A 23296-nucleotide genomic window follows, 5' to 3' on the forward strand; every position below is an offset into this window, starting at 1 on the left:
CCTGCGAATCCCGGGCCCCCGTCGCGTGACGGTGGCCCGCGCTCAGCCCGTCCTGGCCTCAAGGTGGGAGGCCGCGGGTGGGAGTCAGGTGCCGTCACGGCTTCGGGATGCGGCCGCGTGTCGCGCAGGCAGGCTGCGTACGCGCTGCGGTGGGCTCCCGGAGAATCGTCGCCCCGTACATCGCCGCGACTCCACGGCAGTGGAGTGCTGGGATCGGGACGCGGCGCACCGAGCCCCGGAGGGCACCTGGTGCAGCAATGAGGTTAACACTACCGACCCCCTCAGACATTCCCCAGCCTTGTGCTTGCCAATCGTGTCCGGACGGCCCGGCTCGGCACGGGGCCGAGCCGGGCCCGACGAGCGGCCCGAACGGGCCGCTCAGACGTCCAGCGGGAGCACGGTGGCCCCGATCCGGTCGAGCTCCAGGCGGTGTGCGGCGAACGCCGGGTCGCCGCCGTGGCCGTGGTGCCCGGCGAAGGAGAGCACCTTGTCGGCGCCCGCCTCGTCGGTGAGCGCGAGGACGGTCGGACCGGCCCCCGAGATCACCGCGGGGACGCCCTCCGCGCGCAGCGCGCCCACCAGCGCGGCGCTGTCCGGCATGGCGGAGGAGCGGTAGTCCTGGTGCAGGCGGTCCTCGGTGGCGGCGAGCAGCAGCTCGGGCCGCCGGGTCAGCGCCTCGACCAGCAGCGCGGCGCGGCCCGCGTTGACGGCGGCGTCGGTCAGCGGGACGGTCTTCGGCAGCAGGCCGCGGGCGGTCTCGGTGAGCACCTCGTCGGCGGGGACGAACACCACCGGGACGACCTGGTCGGAGGGCTCCAGGGTGACCGCCTTGGCCGACTCCTCGTCGGTCCAGGCGATGGTGAAGTTGCCGCGCAGGCAGGCCGCGACGTTGTCGGGGTGGCCCTCCAACTCGGAGGCGAGGGCCAGCAACGCGTCGTCGTCCAGCGCGGACGGGCCGCCGATGGTGACGGCGCGGGCGGCCACGATGCCGGCGCAGATGGCGGCCGAGGACGAGCCCAGGCCGCGGCCGTGCGGTATCCGGTTGGCGCAGACCACTTCGAGGCCGCGCGGCTGGCCGCCGAGGCGGTCGAAGGCGGCGCGCATCGAGCGGACCAGCAGGTGGCGTTCGTCGCGGGGCAGCGTGTCGGCACCCTCGCCGGCGATGTCGACGGAGAGGCCGGAGTCGGCGACCCGGACGACCACGTCGTCGTACAGACCCAGCGCGAGTCCGAAGGCGTCGAAGCCTGGGCCGAGATTGGCACTGGTCGCGGGAACCCGGACCCGGACGGCGGCGGCACGGAACGCGGGACCGGCCATGCGGTGGACTCTCCTGGGGAAATCGGGCGGCGCGGAGCGCGTCGTCGGTGCGAAGGGCGGGGAGGGGGCCGCGGGCCCCCTCCGGGGCGGGCGGTCACAGTCGTCGGCGCGGTCTGGAGAAGACCGGGCCCGGGGCATGTGCCACACGGCCGAACCCAGAGTATCGAAGAGAGGTTCCCCAGTGGTACACCCCGTGGTCCTTCGATCTGGTGTGTTGCCGCTTCTGGCCGGAATGCGTACCGGAATCGGATCGGAATGCGCGCCGCAATCGACACAAAAGTGTCAGCGGAGAACGCCGACGGGCCGACCCCCTGAAGGGGCGGCCCGTCGGGGCGTCAGGTGCCGCGGGCGGCCCGGCGCGGGGTCAGTCGAGCAGGCCCAGGCGCTGCGCGGCCGCCTCCGGGTCGATCGGGACGATCTGCGGCTGCGGCGCTCCGGCCACCGCCCAGTCCGGGTCCTTGAGGCCGTTGCCGGTCACGGTGCAGACGATCCGCTGGCCCGGGTCGACCAGGCCGGCCTCCGCCTTGGCCAGCAGACCGGCCACCGAGGCAGCCGAGGCGGGCTCCACGAAGACGCCCTCCTGAGCGGCCAACAGCCGGTAGGCGGACAGGATCTGACGGTCGGTCACCTTGTCGATGAGGCCGCCCGACTCGTCCCGCGCGGCGAGCGCGAAGTCCCAGGAGGCCGGGTTGCCGATCCGGATCGCGGTGGCGATGGTCTGCGGCTTGAGCACCGGCGCGCCGTCCACGATCGGGGCCGAGCCGGAGGCCTGGAAGCCCCACATCCGCGGGGTGCGGGTGGCGAGGCCGTCGGTGGCGTACTCGCGGTAGCCCTTCCAGTACGCGGTGATGTTGCCCGCGTTGCCGACCGGCAGGACGTGGATGTCCGGGGCGTCGCCGAGCATGTCGACGATCTCGAAGGCCGCGGTCTTCTGGCCCTCGATGCGCGCCGGGTTGACCGAGTTGACCAGCGCCACCGGGTACTTCTCGGACAGTTCACGCGCGAGGGTGAGGCAGTCGTCGAAGTTCCCGTCCACCTGCAGGATCTTGGCGCCGTGCACCAGCGCCTGGCCCATCTTGCCGAGGGCGATCTTGCCCTGCGGGACGAGCACCGCGCAGACCATCCCGGCCCGCACCGCGTACGCGGCGGCGGAGGCCGAGGTGTTGCCGGTGGAGGCGCAGATGACGGCCTGCGCGCCGTCCTCCTTGGCCTTCGAGATGGCCATCGTCATCCCGCGGTCCTTGAAGGATCCGGTCGGGTTGGCGCCCTCGACCTTGAGGTAGACCTCGCAGCCGGTGCGCTCGGAGAGCACCTGGGCCGGGACCAGCGGGGTGCCGCCCTCCAGCAGGGTGACCACCGGCGTGGCCGCGGTGACCGGCAGGCGGTCCCGGTACTCCTCGATCAGGCCGCGCCACTGGTGGGTGTGCGCGCCTCGGACGACGTTCTCGGCAACGGCGTTCATGGCTGTTCCTTACTCCCCTTCGACCCGCATGATGCTGGCCACGTCCCGCACGCTGTCCAGCGCGCGGAGCTTGTCGACCGTCGCCGACAGCGCGGCGTCGGTCGCACGGTGAGTGACCACGACGAGCGAGGCGTCGCCCTCGCGGCCCTGCTGGCGCACGGTGTCGATGGAGACGCCGTGCTCGGCGAAGACGGACGCGACCTGGGCGAGCACGCCCGCGCGGTCGTCCACGTCCAGGCTGACGTGGTAGCGGGTGACCACCTCGTCCATCGGCTTGGCGGGCAGCTGCGTGTACACCGAGTCACCGGGACCGGTCGCGCCGGCCAGCTTGTTGCGGCAGACCGCGACCAGGTCGCCGAGCACCGCGGAGGCGGTCGGCGAGCCGCCCGCACCCGGGCCGTAGAACATCAGCCGGCCGGCCGCCTCGGCCTCGACGAACACCGCGTTGTACGCCTCGCGGACGGAGGCCAGCGGGTGCGACAGCGGGATCATCGCCGGGTGGACCCGCGCGGTGACGGACTCGCCGTCCGCCGCCCGCTCGCAGATCGCGAGCAGCTTGACCACGCAGCCCATCTCCTTGGCGGAGGCGATGTCGGCGGCGGTCACCTCGGTGATGCCCTCGCGGTAGACGTCCGCCGCGGTGACCTCGGTGTGGAAGGCGATGCCGGCCAGGATCGCGGCCTTGGCGGCGGCGTCGAAGCCCTCGACGTCGGCCGTCGGGTCGGCCTCGGCGTAGCCCAGCGCGGTGGCCTCCTCCAGCGCCTCCGAGTAGCCGGCGCCGGTGGTGTCCATCTTGTCGAGGATGAAGTTGGTGGTGCCGTTGACGATGCCCAGCACCCGGTTGACCTTGTCCCCCGCGAGGGACTCGCGCAGCGGGCGCAGCAGCGGGATCGCGCCCGCCACCGCGGCCTCGTAGTACAGGTCCACCCCGGCGGCGGCGGCCGCGGCGTGCAGTTCGGTGCCGTCCTTGGCGAGCAGCGCCTTGTTGGCGCTGACCACCGAGGCGCCCTGCTCGAACGCCGACAGGATGAGGTGTTTGGACGGCTCGATGCCGCCCACGACCTCGACCACCACGTCGATGTCGCCCCGGTTGACCAGGGCCTCGGCGTCGGTGGTGATCAGGTGCTCGGGCACGCCCGGACGGACCCGGCCGGCCCGGCGGACCGCGATCCCGGCGAGCTCGACCGGGGCACCGATGCGCGCGGCGAGGTCGTCGGCCGTCGTCGTCATGATGCGCGCCACCTCGGAGCCCACCACACCACAACCCAGCAACGCCACCTTCAGCGGGCGCGTACGCATCATCCGACTCCGCTCTGCATTCATCGTGCTTCGGTAATTCCGGCGGGATTCTCGGGGCCGCCGGGAACTTCGGTCCGTACCAGTCTCGGTGACTTCCCGGACGGATCTACGGTCGTTCCATGATCTGAGACAAGAATTCCGTCATCCGATATCGAGACGCAGGAGATCCTCCTCCGTCTCGCGCCGGACGATCACCCGCGCGGCACCGTCCTTGACGGCGAGCACGGGAGGCTTCAGGGCGTGGTTGTAATTGCTCGCCATCGAGCGGCAGTACGCGCCGGTGGCGGGCACCGCGATCAGGTCGCCGGGGGCCAGGTCGGCCGGCAGGAAGGCGTCCCGGACCAGGATGTCGCCGGACTCGCAGTGCTTGCCGACCACGCGGACCAGCATCGGCTCCGCGTCGCTGCGGCGCGACACCAGGGAGACCGAGTAGTCGGCGTCGTACAGCGCGGTCCGGATGTTGTCGGACATCCCGCCGTCCACGCTGACGTAGGTGCGCAGGCCCTCCAGCGGCTTGACGGTGCCGACCTCGTACAGCGTGAACGCCGTCGGGCCGACGATCGCCCGGCCCGGCTCCACGCTCAGCCGGGGGGCCTTCAGGTTCGCGGCGGCGCACTCGCGGCGCACGATCTCGGCCAGCGCGGCCGCGATCTCGGCCGGCTCGCGCGGGTCGTCGTCGCTGGTGTACGCGATGCCCAGGCCGCCGCCCAGGTCGATCTCGGGCAGCTCGACGCCGTGCTCGTCGCGGATCTCGGCCAGCAGGCCGACCACCCGGCGGGCGGCCACCTCGAACCCGGCGGTGTCGAAGATCTGCGAGCCGATGTGCGAGTGGATGCCGCGCAGTTCCAGGCCGTCGTGGCCGAGCACCCGGCGCACCGCCTCGGCGGCCGCTCCCCCGGTCAGCGACAGCCCGAACTTCTGGTCCTCGTGCGCGGTGGCGATGAACTCGTGGGTGTGCGCCTCGACGCCGACCGTGATCCGGATCAGCACCTGCTGGCGGACGCCCTGGCGGGCGGTGATCGCGGCCAGGCGCTCGATCTCCTCGTAGGAGTCGAGCACGATGTGCCCGACGCCGGTCTTCACCGCGTGTTCCAGCTCGTCCGCCGACTTGTTGTTGCCGTGCAGCGCGATCCGCGCCGGCGGCATCCCGGCGGCCAGCGCCACCGCCAGCTCGCCGGAGCTGCACACGTCGAGGTTCAGGCCCTCCTCGTGCAGCCAGCGCACGATCGCCTTGGAGAGGAACGCCTTGCCGGCGTAGTAGACGTCCGCGTCGGTGCCGAAGGCGTCCCGCCAGGCGCGCGCCCGGGTCCGGAAGTCCTCCTCGTCGAGCACGTAGGCCGGCGTGCCGAACTCGGCCGCCAGCGCCGTGACGTCGATCCCGCCGACGGTGGCCACGCCCTCGGCGTTGCGGGCGACGGTGCGCGACCAGACCTTGGGGTCGAGCGCGTTCAGGTCGGCCGGCGGGGCCTGGTAGTGGCCCTCGGGCAGCACGTCGCCGTGACGGGGGCCCGCGGGGTGTGCAGAGCGACTCATGTCCCTCGTTCCTTGACCTATGGCGAGGGGCGGCGACGGTCCTCGTTGACCGTCAGCCGCCCCCGCCGTGCGCTTGGGGGTGGTGCCTACATCCGCTCGGGCGCCGTGACGCCCAGGAGCGTCAGGCCGTTGGCGACGACCGTGCGCGTCGCGTCGGCCAGCCACAGCCGGGCGCGCGTGAGGTCCGTGACCTCCTCGTCACCGCGCGGCAGGATGCGGCAGTTGTCGTAGAAGCGGTGGTACTTGGCCGCCAGGTCCTCCAGGTACGTGGCGACCCGGTGCGGCTCGCGCAGCTCGCCGGCCGAGGCCAGCACGCGCGGGAACTCACCGAGGTGGCCGAGCAGGTCGGACTCCCACTCGGTGATCAGCAGCTCCGGTTTGAAGTCCTCGGCCGCACCGCGCGAGATGCCGTGCTCGTCGGCGTTGCGCTGGACGGCGCACATCCGGGAGTGGGCGTACTGGACGTAGTAGACCCGGTTCTCGTTGGTCTGGCTGGTCAGGACGTTGATGTCGAGCGTGATGGTGGAGTCCGTGGAGGACCGCGCCAGGGTGTAGCGGGCGGCGTCCACGCCGATCCACTCGACCACGTCGTCGATCGTGATGATGTTGCCGGCCCGCTTGGACATGCGGACCTCCTCGCCGTCGCGAAGCATCTTCACGAACTGGCCGATCTTCACCTCGATGTTGTGGTTCATGTCGTCGCCCGCGCAGGCCGCGATGGCCTTCAGGCGGTTGACGTACCCGTGGTGGTCGGCGCCCAGCATGTAGAGCGCGACCTCGGTGCCGCGGTCGCGCTTGGACAGGTAGTAGGCGGCGTCGGCGGCGAAGTAGGTGGTGTCGCCGTCGGCCTTGATCAGGACGCGGTCCTTGTCGTCGCCGAAGTCGGTGGTGCGCAGGAAGACCGCGCCGTCCTGCTCGAAGACGTGGCCCTGCTCGCGCAGCCGGCTGGTGGCCTGCTCGACGGCGCCGGAGTCGTGCAGCGACTTCTCGGAGAACCACACGTCGAAGTGGGTGCCGAACTCGTCCATGGAGCGCTTGATCTCGCCCACCATGAGCTTCAGGCCCTCGGTGCGGAAGACCTGCAGCTGCTCGGCCTCGGGCAGGTCGAGCACGCCCGGGACGGCGTCGGTGATCGCCTTGGCGATGTCGGCGATGTACTCGCCGACGTACCCGCCCTCGGGCGCCTCGTGGCCGTTCGCGACGGCCTGCAGCGAGGCGGCGAACTTGGTGATCTGCACGCCGGCGTCGTTCAGGTAGTACTCGGTGGTGACGTCGGCGCCGCAGGCCCGCAGCACGCGCGCCAGCGAGTCGCCGACGGCGGCCCAGCGGACGCCGCCGATGTGGATCGGGCCGGTCGGGTTGGCGGAGACGAACTCCAGGTTGATCTTCAGGCCCGCGAGGTCCCGGTTGCGGCCGTAGGCCTCGCCCGCCTCGACGATGGTGCGCGCCAGCGCACCGGCGGTGGCGGTGTCCAGGGTGATGTTCAGGAAGCCCGGCCCGGCGATGTCGACCTTGGCGACGCCGGTGATCCCTCGCAGGCGGTCGGCGAGCAGTTCGGCCACGGCTCGCGGCGGCCGGCCGGCCGCCTTGGCGAGCTGGAGGGCCACGTTGGTCGCGTAGTCGCCGTGGTCCCTGTTCTTGGGCCGCTCGACCGTCACGTGCTCGGGCACGGCGACGGTCAGCTCGCCCGCCTCGACGGCGGCGCTCACTGCGGCCTGGACTGCCTGGGAAAGCTCTGCGGGTGTCACGACGCCAAGGGTAGGCGAGACGGGGTACCCGCCCGCCACCCGGTTTGCCGGTTGAGACACCGCCACGCCGTCCCGACAGGGGTGTCGGCCCCGATCCGTCCGCCCTGTTCGCTCAGGGCGAAACTCTCGCGGCGGGACTCGTCAGACCCGCCCGGCGGCCATCAGCCGCCGCACCAGCGCCACCAGATCGGCCGGATCGAAGGGCTTGCCGAGGTAGCCGTCCACGCCGACCGCCTCCCCCAGGTCCAGATCGGCCGGGGTGCAGGCGCTCACGATCGCGATCGGCAGTCGGCTGGTCCCCGGGGTCGCGCGCAGCCGGGCCGCCGTCCGCAGGCCGTCCAGGCGCGGCATCACCACGTCCAGCGTGACCACGTCCGGCTTCACCCGGCGGACCACCTCCAGGCACTCGGCGCCGTCGGCGGCGGTCACCACCTCGAAGCCCTCAAGCTCCAGGTTGACCCTGATCAGCTGGCGGATCACCTCGCTGTCGTCCACCACGAGGACCCGCCCGGACACTCCCGACACCTCACCGAGGGTATCGGCGCCCCCGCCGCCCCGTCCGGCCTTTGGGCACTTCCGCCGGCCCCTCGCCACCTGGCGCCCGTCCGGCTCCGGCGCCGTCGCGCAAACCCGTGCACGGACCACGCCCGGAGCCTGGTAGTGTTCTTCACGTCGGAGGCCGAAGCGCCGATGACACCAGCCAGGCCCCCGTAGCTCAGGGGATAGAGCACCGCCCTCCGGAGGCGGGTGCGTAGGTTCGAATCCTACCGGGGGCACTTCGCAGGAAGTGCAACAGAGGCCCAGATCAGTGGAGTTGATCCACGGATCTGGGCCTTCGTCATGTCCGGACCCGGACGGTCGGTCCTGGGATGGGTGGTCGAGGAGCGGGACGGGCGGGGAGCACCCCCGGCCCCGGGCTCAGGAGGCGGCGGCCTCGACCTGGGAGACGAGCCCGGCGACGGTGTGGTCGAAGTAGGCGCTGTAGGAGATGTCGTCGGTGTCGCCGCCCTGCTGGTAGCCGCCGATGGCGCCGACCACGTCGCCGGTGGCGGTGTCGATCCAGGGGCCGCCGCTGGTGCCGGACGGGTAGGCCGGGCACGCGATGACGCGCTGGTAGGCGCTCTGCTGGCCGGTGGTGCTGGTGCAGAGGACGGGCTCCTCGGCGTCGCCGGGGTAGCCGTAGAGGCGGACGGTGGCGCCGAAGGGCTCGTCGGGGCCGAGCCGGTTGCCGCCGACCACGTCCTCGACCTTGCGGCCGTTGCTCGGCGCCGTCTCCAGGACGGCGAAGTCCTCGTCCTGGTCGCCCTGCTGGGACCAACCGGTGGTGGTGTGGACGGCGGTGACCTGCCAGCTGCCGTACGGGGCGGAGCCGTCGCGGTAGCCGGGGACGAAGGTGACGCCGGCGGTGCCGCTGAGGCAGTGCGCGGCGGTCAGCAGCAGGTTGCCACCCGGGCTGTGCAGCACGCTGGCGGTGCAGAAGTGGTTGCCGGCCGCCACGGCGCCGCTGAACAGCGCGCCGACGGTGGCGGCTTCGGGGGTGGCGGCGGCGGTGGCGGTGGTGCCGGGGAGGGCGCCGTGGGTGGCGGGGGTCGCCGCCGCGGAGGGCGTCGGGGAGGCCGACGGGGTGCCGCCCGGCGCGGCGGCGGGGTCGGCGGTCGGGCCGTCGGACGGGGCGGCGGACGGGCCGTCGGTCGGCACGGGGGCGTCGACCGGCGCGGGTGAGGCGGGCGCCTCGGGCGTGGCCGTGGTCTCGGCCGGCGCGACGGCGGCCCGGGGGCTGCGCGCCGCCTTCCCGGCGGCCGTCGCGTCGGACAGGCTCAGCCCGTGCGTGCCGGTCACCACGGCGGCCACCAGGACCGCCGAGAGCGCGGCGAGCAGGGCCGGACCCAGAAGGCTGCGGCGGCGCGGCGGCCGGCGGCGGTGCTGACCCATGCCTGTCTCTCCTGCCAGTGGTCGACGGCTCGTTCGGTGGTGACGTGCGATCACCGACTATGCCGTCTCAGCCTGGAAAGGTCGTTACCGATGGCTGGGATCTCGATGAGAAAAAGCTCACCCGGCGTCGAGTAAGCGGTTCAGCTCCCCGGCCTGGACGAAGGCGGTGTGCGTCCCGGCGGCGGTGCAGGCGAAGGCGCCGGCGACCGAACCGGCCCGGGCGCAGTCCAGCGGCGGGCGGCCCCGGAACCAGGCGGACAGGAAGCCGACGACGAAGGCGTCCCCGGCGCCGTTGGTGTCCACCACCGGGCGGCCCGGGTCGACCGCCGGGAGGTGGCGCACCTGCGCGTCGCCCCGGGTGAGCAGGTAGCAGCCGTCGGCGCCCGCGGTGGCGGTGACGACGGCGGCGCGGCCCTCGGCGAGGATCGCGCGCATCACCTGTTCGTGGCGGCCCCGGCAGCCGGCCACCGAGAGGAACACCAGGTCGGAGCCGAGCGCGTAGTCGCGGTGGTGCGGGTTGGCACCGTCCCAGTCGTGCAGGTCGGTGGAGGTGGTGCGGCCGAGCCGGTGGAGGTCGGCGTACATGTCCCGGTTGACGCCGGTGATGGAGAGGTGGACGTGCCGGCTGCGCCGCGCGTACGGCAGGTAGAACTCGCGCGGCAGCCGCAGGTCGGCGGGGTGGCGGCCGTCGTAGAAGGAGAACCGGCGGCCGGCGGCGTCCACCAGGTTGACCCCGCGCGGGGTGCCGTGCGGGCTCACCAGGTGCGCGAAGTGCAGGCCGTGGCGCTCGAAGGCGGCGCGGACCAGGCCGCCCTGCGGGTCGTCGCCGAGGAAGTCGAGGAAGGCGGTGCGCAGGCCGAGGTGGTGGGCGCCGAGGGCGACGCCGCTGCCGGTGTGGCCGACGTAGTCGCGGACGGGTTCGACGAACTGCGAGTCGCCGGGCGGGATCTCCAGCCGGTCCACCCGGACGATGGTGTCCACGCCGGCGCCGCCGACGACGAGCAGGTCGAACTCGGGCGGCATGACGGCGCCTCCTTGATCCCTGGACGGTGGCCAGGAGTCAAGCAGGCGCCGGAGGTGACTGCAAGACCTTGCTGAAAATTTCAGGTTTCCCGTCGGCGCTCCGCCGGGGCGGCCGTGTGCGCCCCGGCGCCCGACCGGCCGTCGCCGGACCTGACCTCGGCGGGCCGGGCCTCGACGGAGCGCGCCTCGACGGGGCGCACCTCGACGGGGCGTGCGGCGGCCGCCGACCCGGTCGCCGGCCGGTGGTCGATCACCAGGACGGCGATCAGCGCGGCCAGCAGCAGGATGCCCGTCGACACCCAGGTCGCGACCACGTAGCCGTGCACCGTGCCCTGGGCCCGGACCGCCGGGTCGGTGGCGATCCGGGTGGCGAGGAACCCCGCCGTGGCGCTGGCCGCGACCGTGTTGAGCAGCGCCACGCCGATCGAACCGCCCACCTGCTGGGACGAGTTCAGGGTGGCCGCGGCCGCGCCCGCCTCGCGCGGGCCGACCCCGAGGGTGGCCAGGCTCATCGACGGCATGAAGACCAGGCCCATGCCGACGCCGAGCAGCAGCTCGGCGGGCAGCACCAGGACCGCCCACGGGCTGTCCACCCTCATCTGGGTCAGCCAGGCCATGCCGGCCGCGGCGAGCAGCAGTCCGGGCCCGATCAGGTTGCGCGACGGCACCCTGGTCATCAGCCGGGCCGCGAAGCCCGTCGAACTGATCACGACGACGGCCGTCATGGGCAGGAAGGAGATGCCGGACAGCACCGGTGAGAAGTGCTTGATGACCTGCAGGTAGTAGGTGAGGAACAGGAACAGGCCGAACATGCCGATCATCGCCAGGCCGACCGAGAGGGCGGCGCCGACGCGGTTGCGCTGGGCGACGACGTGCAGGGGCAGCAGCGGGTGCGCGGTGCGCTTCTCGACCAGGACGAACGACGCGATCAGCGCCGCGCCGACGGCCAGCGAGCCGAGCACCAGCCGGTCGCCCCAGGTGCGGGTGACGGCCTCGGAGGTGCCGAAGACGATCGCCAGCAGGCCGCCGCAGCCGAGCAGCGCGCCGGGCAGGTCGAGCTTGACCCGGCGCCCCTTGCCGATGTGGTCGCGGTCCAGGATGGAGAAGGCCGCGATGGCCGCCGCGGCGGCGATCGGAACGTTGACGAACAGGCACCAGCGCCAGTCCAGGTACTCCGTCAGCAGACCGCCCAGGATCAGGCCCATCGCGGAGCCGCCGCCGGCGATCGCGCCGAAGACGCCGAAGGCCGTACCGCGTTCCTTCGGCTTGGTGAAGGTGGTGGAGAGCAGCCCCAGCGCGGAGGGGGCGAGCAGGGCGGCGAACGCGCCCTGGAGGGCACGGGAGCCGAAGAGCATGGCCGGGCCGACCGCCGCGCCGCCGAGGGCGGAGGCGAGGGCGAAGCCCAGCAGGCCGACGGTGAAGACGCGCTTGCGGCCGAAGAGGTCGCCGAGCCGGCCGCCGAGCAGCAGCAGGCCGCCGAAGGCGAGCGTGTAGGCGGTGATCACCCACTGCCGGCCGGCGTCGGAGATGCCCAGGTCCCGCTGGGCCGATGGCAACGCGATGTTCACGATGGTCACGTCGAGGACGATCATGAGCTGGGCGATGGCGATGACGGCCAGCACCCACCAGCGGCGGCTGTCCGCGTTCTCATGAACGGTGGCGGGATGCACAGGCACTGGTCGAGCCTTCCGGATACGGAGAGGTCACGCACTCGCCTTCAAGCGAAACCCCCGCGCGGACGAACCGCAAGGCAAAACCTCGCCGAATCGACCTTTCCGGGACCAGAGGACCAGGGCCCCGGGACTCGCGGACGAGTCCCGGGGCCCTGGTCGCCGAGGGGTTCCCGGAGCGGGAGGGGTTCCTACAGCGCGGAGAGCTCCGCGACCAGGTCGTCCAGCCCCAGCGAGCCCTGCGAGAGCGCCGCCATGTGCCAGGCCTTGAGGTCGAACTCCTCGCCGCGCGCCTCGTGCGCCGCCCGCGCCGCCGCCCGGCCGCGCAGCCAGGCGCGCTCGCCCAGCTTGTAGCCGATCGCCTGGCCGGGCATGCCCAGGTAGCGGACCAGTTCGCTGTCCAGGAAGTCGGCGGACAGGCCGCAGTACCGGCCGAAGAACTCCCGGGCGGCCTCCGGGCTGACCGGCCGGCCCGGCTGGTACGGGGAGTCGGCCGGGAAGTCCAGGCCCGCGTGCATGCCGATGTCGACGATCACCCGCAGCGCGCGCATCATCTGCGCGTTGAGGTAGCCGAGGCGGTGGCCCGGATCGGTGAGGTAGCCGAGCTCGTCCATCAGGCGCTCGGCGTACAGCGCCCAGCCCTCCAGGTTGGCGCTCACCCCGCCGAGGCTGACCTGGTAGGTGGAGAGTCGGTCGGCGACGTAGTTCCACTGCGCGAGCTGCAGGTGGTGGCCCGGGACGCCCTCGTGGTACCAGGTGGAAACCAGGTCCCAGACCGGGAAGTGCTCCCGGCCGAGCGTCGGCAGCCAGGTCCGCCCGGGGCGGCTGAAGTCCAGCGAGGGCGCGGAGTAGTACGGCGCGGCCGCGCTGCCGGGCGGGGCGATCCTCGACTCGACCCGGGTGACCGGCTCGGCCAGGTCGAAGTGGGTGCCCTGGAGGTCCCGGATCGCCTGGTCCATCAGCTCCTGGAGGTACGCCCGGGTGGCCTCGGCGCCCTCGACCGCCGGGCCCTCCGCCTCCAGCCACTTCATCGCGGCCATCGGGTCGGTGCCCGGGCGGACCTTCTCGGCCTCGGCCTCCATCTGCGCGAGCAGGTCGTGGAACTCGCCCCAGGCCCACGCGTAGGCCTCGTCCAGGTCCAGGTCGGAGCCGGTCCAGAAGCGGACGAACCGGCGGTAGCGCTCCCGGCCGGTGGTGTCGGGGGTGTCGGCGGCGGCCGGGCCGTAGACGTCGCGCAGCCAGTCGCGCAGGGCGGCCAGCGCCTCGGCGGCGGCCACCGCGTGCTCGGACAGCCCGGCGCGCACGCCCTCCGGCGCGCCCTGGACGAACTCGCCGAACCAGCCACCGGGCACGTCCCCCGCCAGCCACTCGCCGAACTGCCCGACCACGGTGGTCACCTGGCGCGGGCCGGACAGCAGGCCGCGCTCGATGCCGGCGGCCAGCGTCTCGCGGTACTGCTCCAGCGCGAGCGGGATGCGGGCCAGCCGGCGGCCGACGATCTGCCACTCGGCCTCGGTGTCGGTCGCCATCAGGGTGAAGACGTCACGGACGTCGTGCACCGGGGAGCCCAGGTTGCGGACCGCGCGGAAGTTCTCCCCGGCCTCGTGGACGGCGAGTTCGGCGGTCAGCCGCTCGCGCAGCAGGCGGGCGCAGCGGCGCTCGGCCTCGTCCTCGGCGGCGCCGGCCCGTTCGGCCTCAGCGAGGGCCGCCAGGGTGCGGCGGCCGAGGTCGGCGATCGCCTCGGCGCCGGTCGGCGAGAGGTCGGGCAGCCGGTCGTCCTCGGGATTGAGCCCCAGGTAGACCGCGGTCAGCGGGTCGAGTTCGGCCAGGGCCCGGACGTAACCGTCGGCGATGCGGCGCGGGGTGGTGGCATCGGAGGTGATCAGTTCTTCAACCATTCGGACATCATGGCGTGACACGGGCCGAATGCAAGCCCTTACCGGCGATCGGTGACATGTACCGGCCGAATCCCGGCCAGGGTGCGTCCGGCGGACGCACCCTGAGCGGGAACCTCGCAAACACGCGTTCGGGAAACCACCGCGCGCGACAGGACCCGATCCGGCCGGCGCCCATTACGCTGACCGCCATGGAAGCCCGCCCCGCCACGGCAACCGACCCGGTGCCCACCCCGGCCGCACCCGCCGCCCGCCCGCGCCGCACCGGATACCGGCGGCTGCCGGTGCAGCAGCGGCGCGAGCAGCTGATCGCGGTCGCCCTGGAGCTGTTCGCCGCCCGGCCGCCCGAGGAGGTGAGCCTGGACGACGTCGCCGAGGCCGCCGGGGCCTCCCGCCCACTGGTCTACCGCTACTTCGCGGGCGGCAAGCAGCAGTTGTACGAGGCGGCGCTGCGCAGCGCCGCCGACGAGCTGACCAGCCGCTTCGCCGTCCCGCTGGCCGGGACCCCGTCCGAGCAGCTGGCGGCCGTCCTGGACGGCTACTTCGCCTTCGTGGCCGAGCACGACGCCGGCTACTCGGCGCTGCTGCGCGGCGGTTCGGTGGTGGAGACGACCCGTACCTCGGCGATCGTCGACGACGTCCGGCGGGCGGCGCTCAAGCGGACCCTGCGGCACCTCGGCGTGCGGGAGGCCGGTCCGCGGCTGACGCTGCTGGTGCGCTCGTGGATCTCGGTGGTCGAGGGCGCGTCGCTGAGCTGGCTGGACGAGGGGCGCACGCTGCCGGTGGGCGAGCTGCGCGACTGGCTGGTGGACCAGTTCACGGCGATGGCGGCGGCGACCGCGCTGCACGATCCGCAGACCGCGCAGGTGCTGTCGGTGCTGCTCGCGCTGGAGGGGCCGCGGGCGACGCGGGCCGAGCGGCTGCGCGAGGTGCTGGCGGCCCGGTGACCCGACCCCCGTGCCCGGGGTCGGGGCGGCCGGCGCCGCGGGAGGGTCAGGCCTTCCCGAGTACCTGGCGCTGGCGGCCGAGGCCGTCGACCTCGATCTCGACGATGTCGCCCGGAGCCAGGAACGGCGTGCCGGGGTGGCCCAGGGTGACGCCCGCCGGAGTGCCGGTGACGATCACGTCGCCGGGCTCCAGGACCATGAACTGGCTGACGTAGCGGACCAGTTCGAGCACCGGGAAGACCATCTTCCCGGTGTTGCCGTCCTGCCGCAGTTCGCCGTTGACCCAGAGCCGCAACGGCAGCTGCTGCGGGTCGGCCACCTCGTCGGCGGTGACCAGCCAGGGCCCCAGCGGGGTGAAGGTCTCCGCCGACTTGCCCTTGTCCCACTGGCCGCCGCGCTCGAACTGGAAGGCCCGCTCGGTGACGTCGTTGGCGATCGCGTAGCCGGCGATCACCTCCGCGGCCTCCTCGTGCCCGGCCAGGTAGCGGGCGGTGCGGCCGATCACGATGGCCAGTTCGGCCTCGTAGTCGGTCTTCTCGCCGCCGCGCGGCACCAGCACCTCGTCGTACGGGCCGACCACGGTGTAGCTCGGCTTGAGGAAGATCACCGGCTCGTCCGGGATCGCGGCCCCGGCCTCGGCGGCGTGGTCGCGGTAGTTGAGCCCGATGCCGACCACCTTGCCCGGACGGGCGACCGGCGCGCCCACCCGCTGCCCGGCGAGGTCCACCCGGGGCAGGACGCCGGCGGCCACGTCCCGCGCCAGCACGGCGGTGTCCAACCCGGCCAGGAAAGCCCCGTCGATGTCCCGGGCACGCCCGGAGAGGTCGTACCCGGTGCCGTCCTGGCCCAGCACGACCGGGCGCTCGGCGCCCGGGGGTCCGACGCGGAGGAGCTTCATCGATCCGTCACCAGCCTTTCGTCGCAGCTCGCCGGGGCGGCGCAGGACACCGCACCCGACCCTGGCAACGAGGTATATCAACGCCACCGGTCGGCGAACCAGACAGTTCCGGGGGGCGAATTCCTATCAATTCCCACAGCCGCCGGGAGCCCCGAATCGGCGGCCCGCACGGTTGACAGCCCGCCGGGCCGGGCCGAGGGACCGGGCGTGCTGTTCACCGGCGACGCGGTCTCCAACGTCCGGGGGCGGACCAGGTGCGGGGTGTTCAACACCGATCCGGCCCGGGCGCGGGCCGCCTTCCGGCGGCTGGCCGCACTGCCGGTGGAGACCGTGGTGTTCGGGCACGGCGACCCGATCGCCGCGGGCGCCTCAGCCGCTCTGCGGGCCGCCGCCGAGCAGGCCGGCCAGGCTTAGCGCCCGCGGCAGGCCCGGTCCGGTCCGGGCGACCTCCCGGTGCCAGCGGTCGAGGTCGCGCAGCACGTCGGCCCGGGCGTCCGGCTCGGCGGCCGCCACCGCGGCCAGGTCGCGCAGCAGCGCGACGGCGGCGCCCGGGCTGCCGTCCTGGGCCAGCCAGAGGGCCAGGTCGTGGCAGGTGCGCAGGGTCCGCGGGTCGGCCGGGCCGCAGATCCGGGCGAGGTCGGGGATGAGCGCGGTGAGCATCCCGACGGCCTCCGCGGGGGCGCCCTGCGCGCCGCGCTGCCAGGCCTGGTCGGCCCGGCGGCGCAGCTGCTCCGGGCTGGGGTCGTCCGGGCGCAGCACCCCGGGCCGGATCCGGCGCAGCCGCTCCAGCACCTCGACGGCGGTGGCGGGCCGGTCCGCCGGCCGCTTGGCGAGCAGCCCGGCGACCAGGTCGGCCAGCGCCGGGTCGGTGCTGCGGACCCGGGGCGGGGTCTCCTCCAGGTGCTTGTACATGTACTCGGCGGCCGAGGTGGCGCGGAACGGCCGCCGCCCGGCGCAGAGTTCGTACAGCATGACGCCGAGCGCGTAGAGGTCGGCCCGGCCGTCCACGGCGGCGCCGGACCAGCACTCGGGCGCCAGGTAGGGGACGGTGCCGACCACGTTGCCGGTGGAGGTGAGCACGGCGGACTGGGTGAGCAGCCGGGCGATGCCGAAGTCCAGCACCTTGGCCTTGCCGCCGTCGTCGATCATCACGTTCTCGGGCTTGATGTCCCGGTGGACGATGCCCGAGCGGTGCGCGGCGTCCAGCGCCTTGCAGACCTGGCGCATCCACTTCAGCGCGACCTCCTGGTCCGGGACGCCGTCCTTGAGGACCGCGGACAGGGCCCGGCCGCGGACCAGTTCCAGGACCAGGTAGTGGGTCTCCCCGGCGCCGGTCGCGACCCGGCCGTAGTCGTGCACCGTCACGATGTGCGGGTTGGACAGGCCGCCGGCCGTCCGGGCCTCGCGGACGAACCGTCCGATGGCCTCCCGGTCGGTGGCGTGCTCCTCCAGCAGCACCTTGACCGCGACCTCACGGTCGAGCCGCAGGTCGGTGGCCTTCCAGACCACGCCGAATCCGCCCCGGCCCAGCAGCGCGTCCAGCCGGTAGCGGCCGTCGAGCACCTCCCCCTGCCGCATGTCCTCCCCCAACTCCAGGTCCTCCGGACGGCGTTCGCCGTCGGCTGGGTCACCATAGCGGCGGGGGGAGGCGAACGGGTGAACGGATCAGGGCTTCGGCTTGGGCAGCCCGGGCGGGTTGATCTCGGAGGTCGTCACGGCCTCGTTGTCGAGGCCCCAGCGCTTGAGCACCTGGCCGTACGTGCCGTTCCCGATCACCTCGTTCAGCGCCCCGTTGAGCGCCTGGACCAGCCCGTTGTCCTTCCGGGTGGTCGCGGCGATCTTGCCGAGGACGTCCGCGCCGCCGCCCGAGTAGGTGCCGACCACCTCGGTCTCGCCGGTCTGCGCGACGTGGAAGGCCAGGCTCGGGTTGGGGCCGACGTAGGCGTCGATCCGGCCGGAGGAGAGCGCCAGGTAGAACTCGGTGCCCTGGAAGTACTTGATGTCGATCGGCTTGAGGCCGTTCCTGACGTTGTCCTCACTCCAGGAGATCAGCAGCTTCTCCTGGTTGGTGCCGGAGGCGACGCCGACCGACCGGCCGGCGAGGTCCTTGGCGCCGGCGACCTTGAGGCCGCTGCCCTTCTTCGCCTCGAAGCCGAGGACGTCCAGCCGGTAGGTGGCGAAGTCGTACTTCTCCTTGCGGGCCTCGGTGACGGTGATGTTGGAGAGCCCGACGTCGTACTTTCCGCTGTCCAGGCCGACGAAGATGTTCTCCCAGGAGACCGGGTTGAACTCGACCTTGAGGCCGAGGACGTTGCCGACCAGGGAGGCGAGGTCCGGCTCGACGCCGATGACGGTCCGGTCGTCGTCGGCGTAGAAGTCCAGCGGCGGGGTGGTGCCGAGGGAGTCGACGACGGTCAGCGTCCCCCGCCTTCTGATCTCCTCCGGGACGAGCGCCGCGATCGCGTCGACCTTGGGCGTGGTCACCCGGTTCTGATGGGGCGTCAGATTCACCGCGGTGCCGTTCGGCGCCGTGGTGCCCCTGGCCGGGGCGAGTCCCGCCGAGGCTCCCGAGGACGCGCCGCCGCAGGCGGCCAGGGCGAGGGCGGCGGCGAACACGCCGGCGGCGGCCACCAGGGCGCGACGGGGTAGGGACATGGCGGAACTCCTGCTCGGTGAAAGGGATTTCGGCAGTAAGGGGGGTGATGGCGGTGCGGCGGGTCAGAGCACCTTGGCCAGGAAGGCCCGGGTGCGCTCGTGCCGCGGGTGGTCCAGGACCTCGGCCGGCGGGCCCTGCTCGACCACCACGCCGCCGTCCATGAAGACGACGGTGTCGGCGACCTCGCGGGCGAAGCCGATCTCGTGGGTGACTACGATCATGGTGGTGCCGGTCCGGGCGAGGTCCTTGATGACGTCCAGCACCTCGCCGACCAGCTCCGGGTCGAGCGCCGAGGTGGGCTCGTCGAACAGCAGCACCTTCGGCTCCAGGGCCAGCGCCCGGGCGATCGCCACCCGCTGCTGCTGGCCGCCGGACAGCTGCCGGGGGTACGCGTCGGCCTTGTCGGCCAGCCCGACCCGCTCCAGCAGCGCCAGCGCCGCCGTCCTGGCCTCGGCCCGGGGCCGGCGCAGCGCCGCGATCGGCGCCTCGACCAGGTTCTCCAGCACGGTGAGGTGCGGGAACAGGTTGAAGTTCTGGAACACGAAGCCGATGTCGGTGCGCTGGCGCAGCACCTCGCGCTCCTTGAGCTCGTGCAGCCGGTCGCCGGAGCGCCGGTAGCCGATCAGCTCGCCGTCGATGGCGACGTAGCCGCCGTCGAGCTTCTCCAGGTGGTTGATCGCGCGCAGCAACGTGGACTTGCCGGAGCCGGACGGGCCGAGCACCACCGTCACCGAGCCGGCCGGGACGTCCAGGTCGAGCCCGCGCAGCACCGCCAGTTGCCCGAAGCTCTTGTGCAGGCCGCGGACCTGCACCATCGGCGCGGCGGTGTCCGGGGCGGGCTTGGCGAGCGCGGTCATGAACGTCCTCCGGGGGTACGGGCGGCGGCCGGCGTGCGGGCCGGCCGGGCCCGGACGAAGGCCCGGGCGCGCTGGAGCGGGGTGGGCGGCGGGGTGCGCTGCGCGCCGCGGGCGAAGTAGCGCTCGACGTAGTACTGGCCGATCGACAGCACCGTGGTCAGCAGCACGTACCAGACGGTGGCGACCATCAGCAGCGGCACCACCCGGCCGGTCCGGCCGTAGACCACCTGGGCCTGGTAGAAGAGCTCGCCGATGGCCATCACGTAGACCACCGAGGTGCCCTTGAGCAGCGAGATCACCTCGTTGGCGGCGGCCGGCAGGATGCCGCGCATCGCCTGCGGCAGCACGATCCGCCAGCCCTGGCGCCAGCGCGGGATGCCGAGCGCGGCGGCGGCCTCCCGCTGGCCGGCGTCCACCGCGATGATGCCGCCGCGGATGATCTCGGCGGCGAACGCGCCCTGGTGCAGCCCGAGGCCGAGCACGGCGGCGCCGAGCGCGCTCAGCACGCCGCCCGTCTCCACGTCCCCGAAGGTCGGACCGAACGGGATGCCGATCCCGAACCGCTTGTACAGGTACGACAGGTTGAACCAGAACACCAGCTGGACGATCAGCGGGATCGACCGGAACACCCAGACGTACGCCCAGGCGATGGACCGCAGGATCGCGCTGCGGGACAGTCGCATCCCGGCCACCACGGCGCCCAGCAGGAAGCCCAGCAGCGTGCCGTAGGCGGTGAGTTCGAGGGTGCGGCCGACCGCCTGGACGATGGTGTCGGCGGTGAAGTAGACCCGGAAGGTGGCCCAGTCCCAGCCGGGGTTGGTGGCCAGCCCGTGGGCGAACTGGGCGAGGACGACGAGCGCGGCGATCCCGATCCCCCAGCGCCAGGGGTGCCGGGCGGGGACGGTCCGCAGTCCGGCCAGTTCGTCGAGGTCGAGGCGGGGATCGGGGCCGGGGTCGGAACCGGGGCCGGGCGCGGGCCCGCGGCGGGCCGGGGCCCCGGGCGGTGCGGTGATGCTGACGGTCATCGGGGGGCTCCTTCGGCAGACCCGGGGATCACGGGTGTTCGGGCGGGCTGATCCGGGACTCCGCGATCGCCGAGTCGGTGACCCCCCACTTCCGGAGGATCCGCTCGTACGTCCCGTCCTTGATCAGCTGGTTGACCGCCGCCTGGAAGGCCGGGGTGAGCTTCGAGCCCTTCTTGAACGCGAAGCCGACGTCCAGCCGGTGGAACTCGCCGAGGAAGCGCGTCCCCGAGGCCTCCTGCGCGGCCTGGTAGCGCAGGCCGTTGATGGTGGACATCAGGACGTCCACCCGGCCCTGCTGGAGGCCGGTGAGCACGGCGCCGCCGTCGCTGAACGCCTTGACCTCGTACGGCTTCTTCCCGGCGTCGGTGCAGACGTTCCTCCTCGCGTTCAGCGTGGTCTCGAAGGTGGTGCCGGCGCCGGTGCCGATGGTCAGCCCGCAGAGCTGGACCAGGTCGGTGACCGGCTGGACGTCCTTGTCGTCCTTCCTGACCGCGAAGCCCTGGCCGTCGTCGATGTAGGTGACGAAGTCGATGGTCTTCAGCCGGGCCGTGGTGACCCCGAAGTTGCCGGTGCCGACGTCGAACTTGCCGCTGTCCAGGGCGGGCAGGATGGTCTCGAAGGCGGCCTCCTCGCGCCGCACGGTCAGCCCGAGCAGCCTGGCCACCGCATCGGTGAAGTCCACGTCGATCCCGGCCGGCTTCTTCGTGGCCTGGTCGGCGTAGAAGGCGGTGGGCGGCGCGCCGAAGGACGCGCCGAACGTCAGCGTGCCGGCCTTGCGGACCTCCTCGGGCAGCAGCGCGGCGACGGCGTCCGACTTCGCGAGGCCGGAGACGACGTCCTGGGAGGCGGCGGTGGCGGCGGGCCCGCTCGCCCCCGCCGCACCCGCGATCTTCGGGTCCGAGCCGCACGCGGCCAGCGCCAGCACCGGCAGCAGGGCGGTGGCCGCGAGCAGGCGGCGGACGGTGGTGGTTCTCACGAAGGGCCTTTCAGGGGGTCGGAGCCAGCACCGGCAGGTGCTTCTCGAAGGGGAGCGGGCCGATCGGAATGGGCCCCTCCTGCCCGTCGGCGGGCAAGGAGGGAGGATCGGCGGCGACGTCGAACAGCGGGGTGTAGCCGGCCGCCAGGTAGAGACCCCTGGCCTCGGGTTGGCGCGGGCCGGTGGTGAGGTGGATCCGGGCGTAGCCGGCGGCCGCCGCCGTCCGCTCCAGCTCGGCCAGCACCCGGCGGGCCAGGCCGCGACGGCGGTGCGCGGAGTGCGTCCACATCCGCTTCAGCTCGGCGGTGCGCTCGTCGTACCGCTTGTACGCGCCGCCGGCCACCGGCTCGCCGTCCTCCAGCAGGAGCAGCAGCACGCCGTGCGGCTCGGCGAAGGCGTCCCGGGGATAGCGGGTCATCTCCTGGCGCGCCTCGGGGCCGTAGCGGCTGACGTACTCGTGGGTGAGTTCGCGCAGCAGCGGCTCGACCAGCGGGTCGTCGATGGTGACCCGGCGGAACTCGGCCACCGGGCCCGCGCCACTCGTGCCGCTCCTGCTCGCACCGCCCGTGCGGGAACCGCTCACGCCTGCACCGCGATCAGCTGGTGCCGGTCGCGCTCGGCCCGCTCGGCCGCCGCCTCGGCGGCCTTGGCGGCGTCCCGCTTCGCGACCTCCTCGCGGACGATCGGGATGACGTGGCGGCCGAAGTCGATCGCGTCGTCGAGCAGGTGGTAGCCGCGGGCGGAGAGGATGTCCACGCCGAGGTCGTAGTAGTCGAGCAGCGCCTCGGCGACCGTCTCCGGGGTGCCGACCAGGGCGTTGGAGTTGCCGGCCCCGCCGGTGGCCGCGGCGGTCGGGGTCCACAGCGCGCGGTCGTAGCGCTCGCCGGCCTCGGCGATCTCGATCAGGCGCTGGGAGCCCGTGTTCTCCGGCGTCACGGCCGCGGCGCCGAGCGGGCGGCCCCGGCGGACCAGGTCCCCGGCGGCCCTGCGGGCCTTGATCGCCGCCACCGTCCGGTGCGCCTTCTCCCAGGCCAGCTCCTCGGTCGGCGCGATGATCGGCCGGAACGCCACCTGGATCCGCGGCACGTCGGTGCGCCCGGCGGCCCGGGCCGCCTCCTTCACCCGCTCGATCTGCTCGGCGGTGCGGGCCAGCGGCTCGCCCCACAGGCAGTAGATGTCCGCCTCGGCGCCGCCGGCCGCGTAGGCGGCGTCCGAGGAGCCGCCGAAGGAGACCGCCGGGCGCGGCTGCTGGACGGGGAAGACGTCGGAGACGAAGTCGTTGAAGCGGTAGTGGGCGCCCTCGTGGTCGAAGGGCTCCCGGCTGGTCCACGCCTTCTTGACGATGCCGATGTACTCGCGGGTGCGCTCGTAGCGCTGGTCCTTGGCGAGGAAGTCGCCCTCGCGCTGCTGCTCGTGGTCGCTGCCGCCGGTGATGAAGTGGACGGTCAGCCGCCCGTCGCTGATCTGGTCCAGGGTCGCGAAGGTCTTGGCGGCGAAGGTCGGGTAGGAGACGTTGGGCCGGTGCGCCAGCAGGATCTGCAGCCGGTCGAGGTGCGAGGCGAGGAAGGCCGCCGCGGCCGCCGGCTCCGGGGAGCCGGCGCCGTACGCGAAGAGCACCCGGTCCCAGCCGTGGTCCTCGTGGGCCCGGGCCAGCCGCAGGGTGTAGTCGCGGTCGAAGGCGGCGGTGGAGCGGGGGGTGGTCTCCGAGCCGTCGCCGGTGGCGGCGATACCGAGGAATTCGACGGGCATGGCGGAACCTTTCGGGTGAGCGGAGTCCGGCGGACTGCGGGTGGGCAGGCCGGAGTCGGCCGGGAGGGACGGCCGTCAGTTCCTGTCCGACCGAGTAGGGGTGCGCGGCGGGCGCGCCGACAACGGTGTCGGCGCCCGGGCTCGGCGGGAGGCAGGCGTGGACGAGGGAGTACTGCCGGAGTTCAGTGCGAGGTCGTCGGACGGCAGCGTGCGCCTGGGGCGCCGTCAGCTACGAACGGCGGATCCCGGCCCGCGACGGGGCGGACCGAGGGAGGACTCCCCGGGGGAGATCAGGGCCGGACGGGCGGC

General features: G+C 73.3%; 20 protein-coding genes and 1 tRNA gene. 3 read left to right on the forward strand and 18 right to left on the reverse strand.

Annotated elements, in window-relative coordinates:
* Positions 1 to 378 precede the first annotated feature (378 nt).
* From thrB to P3T27_RS08705, 6 genes are all read right to left on the reverse strand, one after another.
* A complete protein-coding gene (thrB, locus tag P3T27_RS08680) occupies positions 379 to 1317 on the reverse strand; it encodes a homoserine kinase (protein ID WP_280676055.1) in 939 nt (312 codons plus the stop codon).
* 364 nt (positions 1318 to 1681) lie between these two features.
* Complete coding sequence (thrC, locus tag P3T27_RS08685; protein WP_280676058.1) at positions 1682 to 2779, reverse strand: threonine synthase; 1098 nt, start codon at positions 2777 to 2779, stop codon at positions 1682 to 1684.
* A gap of 9 nt (positions 2780 to 2788) precedes the next feature.
* Positions 2789 to 4081, reverse strand: a complete 1293-nt coding sequence (locus P3T27_RS08690; RefSeq protein ID WP_280676060.1) for a homoserine dehydrogenase — start codon at positions 4079 to 4081, stop codon at positions 2789 to 2791.
* Between the two features lie 138 nt (positions 4082 to 4219).
* A complete protein-coding gene (gene lysA, locus P3T27_RS08695; RefSeq protein ID WP_280676062.1) occupies positions 4220 to 5611 on the reverse strand; it encodes a diaminopimelate decarboxylase in 1392 nt (463 codons plus the stop codon).
* An 86-nt stretch (positions 5612 to 5697) separates the two neighbouring features.
* Positions 5698 to 7359 (reverse strand): arginine--tRNA ligase, encoded by a 1662-nt coding sequence (gene argS / locus P3T27_RS08700; RefSeq protein WP_280676064.1) that lies wholly within the window; start codon positions 7357 to 7359, stop codon positions 5698 to 5700.
* 141 nt (positions 7360 to 7500) lie between these two features.
* A complete protein-coding gene (locus P3T27_RS08705; RefSeq protein WP_280676602.1) occupies positions 7501 to 7875 on the reverse strand; it encodes a response regulator in 375 nt (124 codons plus the stop codon).
* A gap of 188 nt (positions 7876 to 8063) precedes the next feature.
* Between P3T27_RS08705 and P3T27_RS08710 the strand changes: the two genes are divergently transcribed.
* Positions 8064 to 8135, forward strand: a tRNA-Arg gene (locus tag P3T27_RS08710).
* Between the two features lie 142 nt (positions 8136 to 8277).
* Here P3T27_RS08710 and P3T27_RS08715 read toward each other — a convergent pair.
* The 4 genes from P3T27_RS08715 to P3T27_RS08730 all read right to left on the reverse strand — a co-directional run bounded on the left by P3T27_RS08715 (position 8278) and on the right by P3T27_RS08730 (position 13882).
* Positions 8278 to 9291, reverse strand: a complete 1014-nt coding sequence (locus tag P3T27_RS08715) for a trypsin-like peptidase domain-containing protein (protein WP_280676066.1) — start codon at positions 9289 to 9291, stop codon at positions 8278 to 8280.
* A 117-nt stretch (positions 9292 to 9408) separates the two neighbouring features.
* Positions 9409 to 10314, reverse strand: coding sequence for a carbohydrate kinase family protein (locus tag P3T27_RS08720; protein ID WP_280676068.1), 906 nt, complete (start codon positions 10312 to 10314; stop codon positions 9409 to 9411).
* Positions 10315 to 10394: 80 nt separating this feature from the next.
* Positions 10395 to 11984: an MFS transporter gene (locus tag P3T27_RS08725; protein WP_280676604.1), complete on the reverse strand. Its 1590-nt coding sequence runs from the start codon at positions 11982 to 11984 to the stop codon at positions 10395 to 10397.
* A 191-nt stretch (positions 11985 to 12175) separates the two neighbouring features.
* Positions 12176 to 13882, reverse strand: a complete 1707-nt coding sequence (locus P3T27_RS08730; protein ID WP_280676070.1) for a DUF885 domain-containing protein — start codon at positions 13880 to 13882, stop codon at positions 12176 to 12178.
* A gap of 188 nt (positions 13883 to 14070) precedes the next feature.
* Here P3T27_RS08730 and P3T27_RS08735 point away from each other — a divergent pair, with 188 nt between their 5' ends.
* On the forward strand, positions 14071 to 14826 hold the full coding sequence (locus tag P3T27_RS08735) for a helix-turn-helix domain-containing protein (RefSeq protein WP_280676072.1): 756 nt from the start codon (positions 14071 to 14073) through the stop codon (positions 14824 to 14826).
* Between the two features lie 46 nt (positions 14827 to 14872).
* Here the strand turns inward: P3T27_RS08735 and P3T27_RS08740 are convergent, their stop codons facing one another.
* Complete coding sequence (locus P3T27_RS08740; RefSeq protein ID WP_280676074.1) at positions 14873 to 15724, reverse strand: fumarylacetoacetate hydrolase family protein; 852 nt, start codon at positions 15722 to 15724, stop codon at positions 14873 to 14875.
* 207 nt (positions 15725 to 15931) lie between these two features.
* Here P3T27_RS08740 and P3T27_RS08745 point away from each other — a divergent pair, with 207 nt between their 5' ends.
* Positions 15932 to 16138: a hypothetical protein gene (locus P3T27_RS08745; protein WP_348534073.1), complete on the forward strand. Its 207-nt coding sequence runs from the start codon at positions 15932 to 15934 to the stop codon at positions 16136 to 16138.
* Here P3T27_RS08745 and P3T27_RS08750 read toward each other — a convergent pair.
* The 7 genes from P3T27_RS08750 to P3T27_RS08780 all read right to left on the reverse strand — a co-directional run bounded on the left by P3T27_RS08750 (position 16094) and on the right by P3T27_RS08780 (position 22987).
* A complete protein-coding gene (locus tag P3T27_RS08750; RefSeq protein ID WP_280676076.1) occupies positions 16094 to 17314 on the reverse strand; it encodes a serine/threonine-protein kinase in 1221 nt (406 codons plus the stop codon). The genes P3T27_RS08745 and P3T27_RS08750 overlap by 45 nt on opposite strands.
* A 75-nt stretch (positions 17315 to 17389) precedes the next feature.
* Positions 17390 to 18379, reverse strand: coding sequence for an ABC transporter substrate-binding protein (locus P3T27_RS08755; RefSeq protein WP_280676078.1), 990 nt, complete (start codon positions 18377 to 18379; stop codon positions 17390 to 17392).
* 63 nt (positions 18380 to 18442) lie between these two features.
* The gene (locus P3T27_RS08760; RefSeq protein ID WP_280676080.1) at positions 18443 to 19237 is read right to left on the reverse strand and encodes an amino acid ABC transporter ATP-binding protein; all 795 of its coding nucleotides are present in this window, start codon (positions 19235 to 19237) and stop codon (positions 18443 to 18445) included.
* Positions 19234 to 20262 (reverse strand): amino acid ABC transporter permease, encoded by a 1029-nt coding sequence (locus P3T27_RS08765; RefSeq protein ID WP_280676083.1) that lies wholly within the window; start codon positions 20260 to 20262, stop codon positions 19234 to 19236. The genes P3T27_RS08760 and P3T27_RS08765 overlap by 4 nt, the downstream gene beginning before the upstream one ends.
* 28 nt (positions 20263 to 20290) lie before the next feature.
* The gene (locus P3T27_RS08770) at positions 20291 to 21238 is read right to left on the reverse strand and encodes an ABC transporter substrate-binding protein (RefSeq protein ID WP_280676085.1); all 948 of its coding nucleotides are present in this window, start codon (positions 21236 to 21238) and stop codon (positions 20291 to 20293) included.
* Between the two features lie 10 nt (positions 21239 to 21248).
* Positions 21249 to 21764, reverse strand: coding sequence for a GNAT family N-acetyltransferase (locus P3T27_RS08775; RefSeq protein ID WP_280676607.1), 516 nt, complete (start codon positions 21762 to 21764; stop codon positions 21249 to 21251).
* 53 nt (positions 21765 to 21817) lie between these two features.
* Entirely contained in the window at positions 21818 to 22987 is a 1170-nt protein-coding gene (locus P3T27_RS08780) for an LLM class flavin-dependent oxidoreductase (protein WP_280676087.1), read from the reverse strand.
* Positions 22988 to 23296: the final 309 nt, after the last annotated feature.

This window comes from Kitasatospora sp. MAA19 (genome assembly GCF_029894125.1).
Lineage (GTDB): Bacteria > Actinomycetota > Actinomycetes > Streptomycetales > Streptomycetaceae > Kitasatospora.

Excerpts from the sequence above, each read along its gene's own strand:
- P3T27_RS08765 (WP_280676083.1), bottom strand. The coding sequence starts at position 20,262 with ATGACCGTCAGCATCACCGCACCGCCCGGGGCCCCGGCCCGCCGCGGG.
- P3T27_RS08780 (WP_280676087.1), bottom strand. The coding sequence starts at position 22,987 with ATGCCCGTCGAATTCCTCGGTATCGCCGCCACCGGCGACGGCTCGGAG.
- P3T27_RS08740 (WP_280676074.1), bottom strand. The coding sequence starts at position 15,724 with ATGAAGCTCCTCCGCGTCGGACCCCCGGGCGCCGAGCGCCCGGTCGTG.
- P3T27_RS08730 (WP_280676070.1), bottom strand. The coding sequence starts at position 13,882 with ATGGTTGAAGAACTGATCACCTCCGATGCCACCACCCCGCGCCGCATC.
- thrB (WP_280676055.1), bottom strand. The coding sequence starts at position 1,317 with ATGGCCGGTCCCGCGTTCCGTGCCGCCGCCGTCCGGGTCCGGGTTCCC.
- P3T27_RS08715 (WP_280676066.1), bottom strand. The coding sequence starts at position 9,291 with ATGGGTCAGCACCGCCGCCGGCCGCCGCGCCGCCGCAGCCTTCTGGGT.
- lysA (WP_280676062.1), bottom strand. The coding sequence starts at position 5,611 with ATGAGTCGCTCTGCACACCCCGCGGGCCCCCGTCACGGCGACGTGCTG.
- P3T27_RS08755 (WP_280676078.1), bottom strand. The coding sequence starts at position 18,379 with ATGTCCCTACCCCGTCGCGCCCTGGTGGCCGCCGCCGGCGTGTTCGCC.
- P3T27_RS08760 (WP_280676080.1), bottom strand. The coding sequence starts at position 19,237 with ATGACCGCGCTCGCCAAGCCCGCCCCGGACACCGCCGCGCCGATGGTG.
- P3T27_RS08720 (WP_280676068.1), bottom strand. The coding sequence starts at position 10,314 with ATGCCGCCCGAGTTCGACCTGCTCGTCGTCGGCGGCGCCGGCGTGGAC.
- P3T27_RS08735 (WP_280676072.1), top strand. The coding sequence starts at position 14,071 with ATGGAAGCCCGCCCCGCCACGGCAACCGACCCGGTGCCCACCCCGGCC.
- P3T27_RS08690 (WP_280676060.1), bottom strand. The coding sequence starts at position 4,081 with ATGATGCGTACGCGCCCGCTGAAGGTGGCGTTGCTGGGTTGTGGTGTG.
- thrC (WP_280676058.1), bottom strand. The coding sequence starts at position 2,779 with ATGAACGCCGTTGCCGAGAACGTCGTCCGAGGCGCGCACACCCACCAG.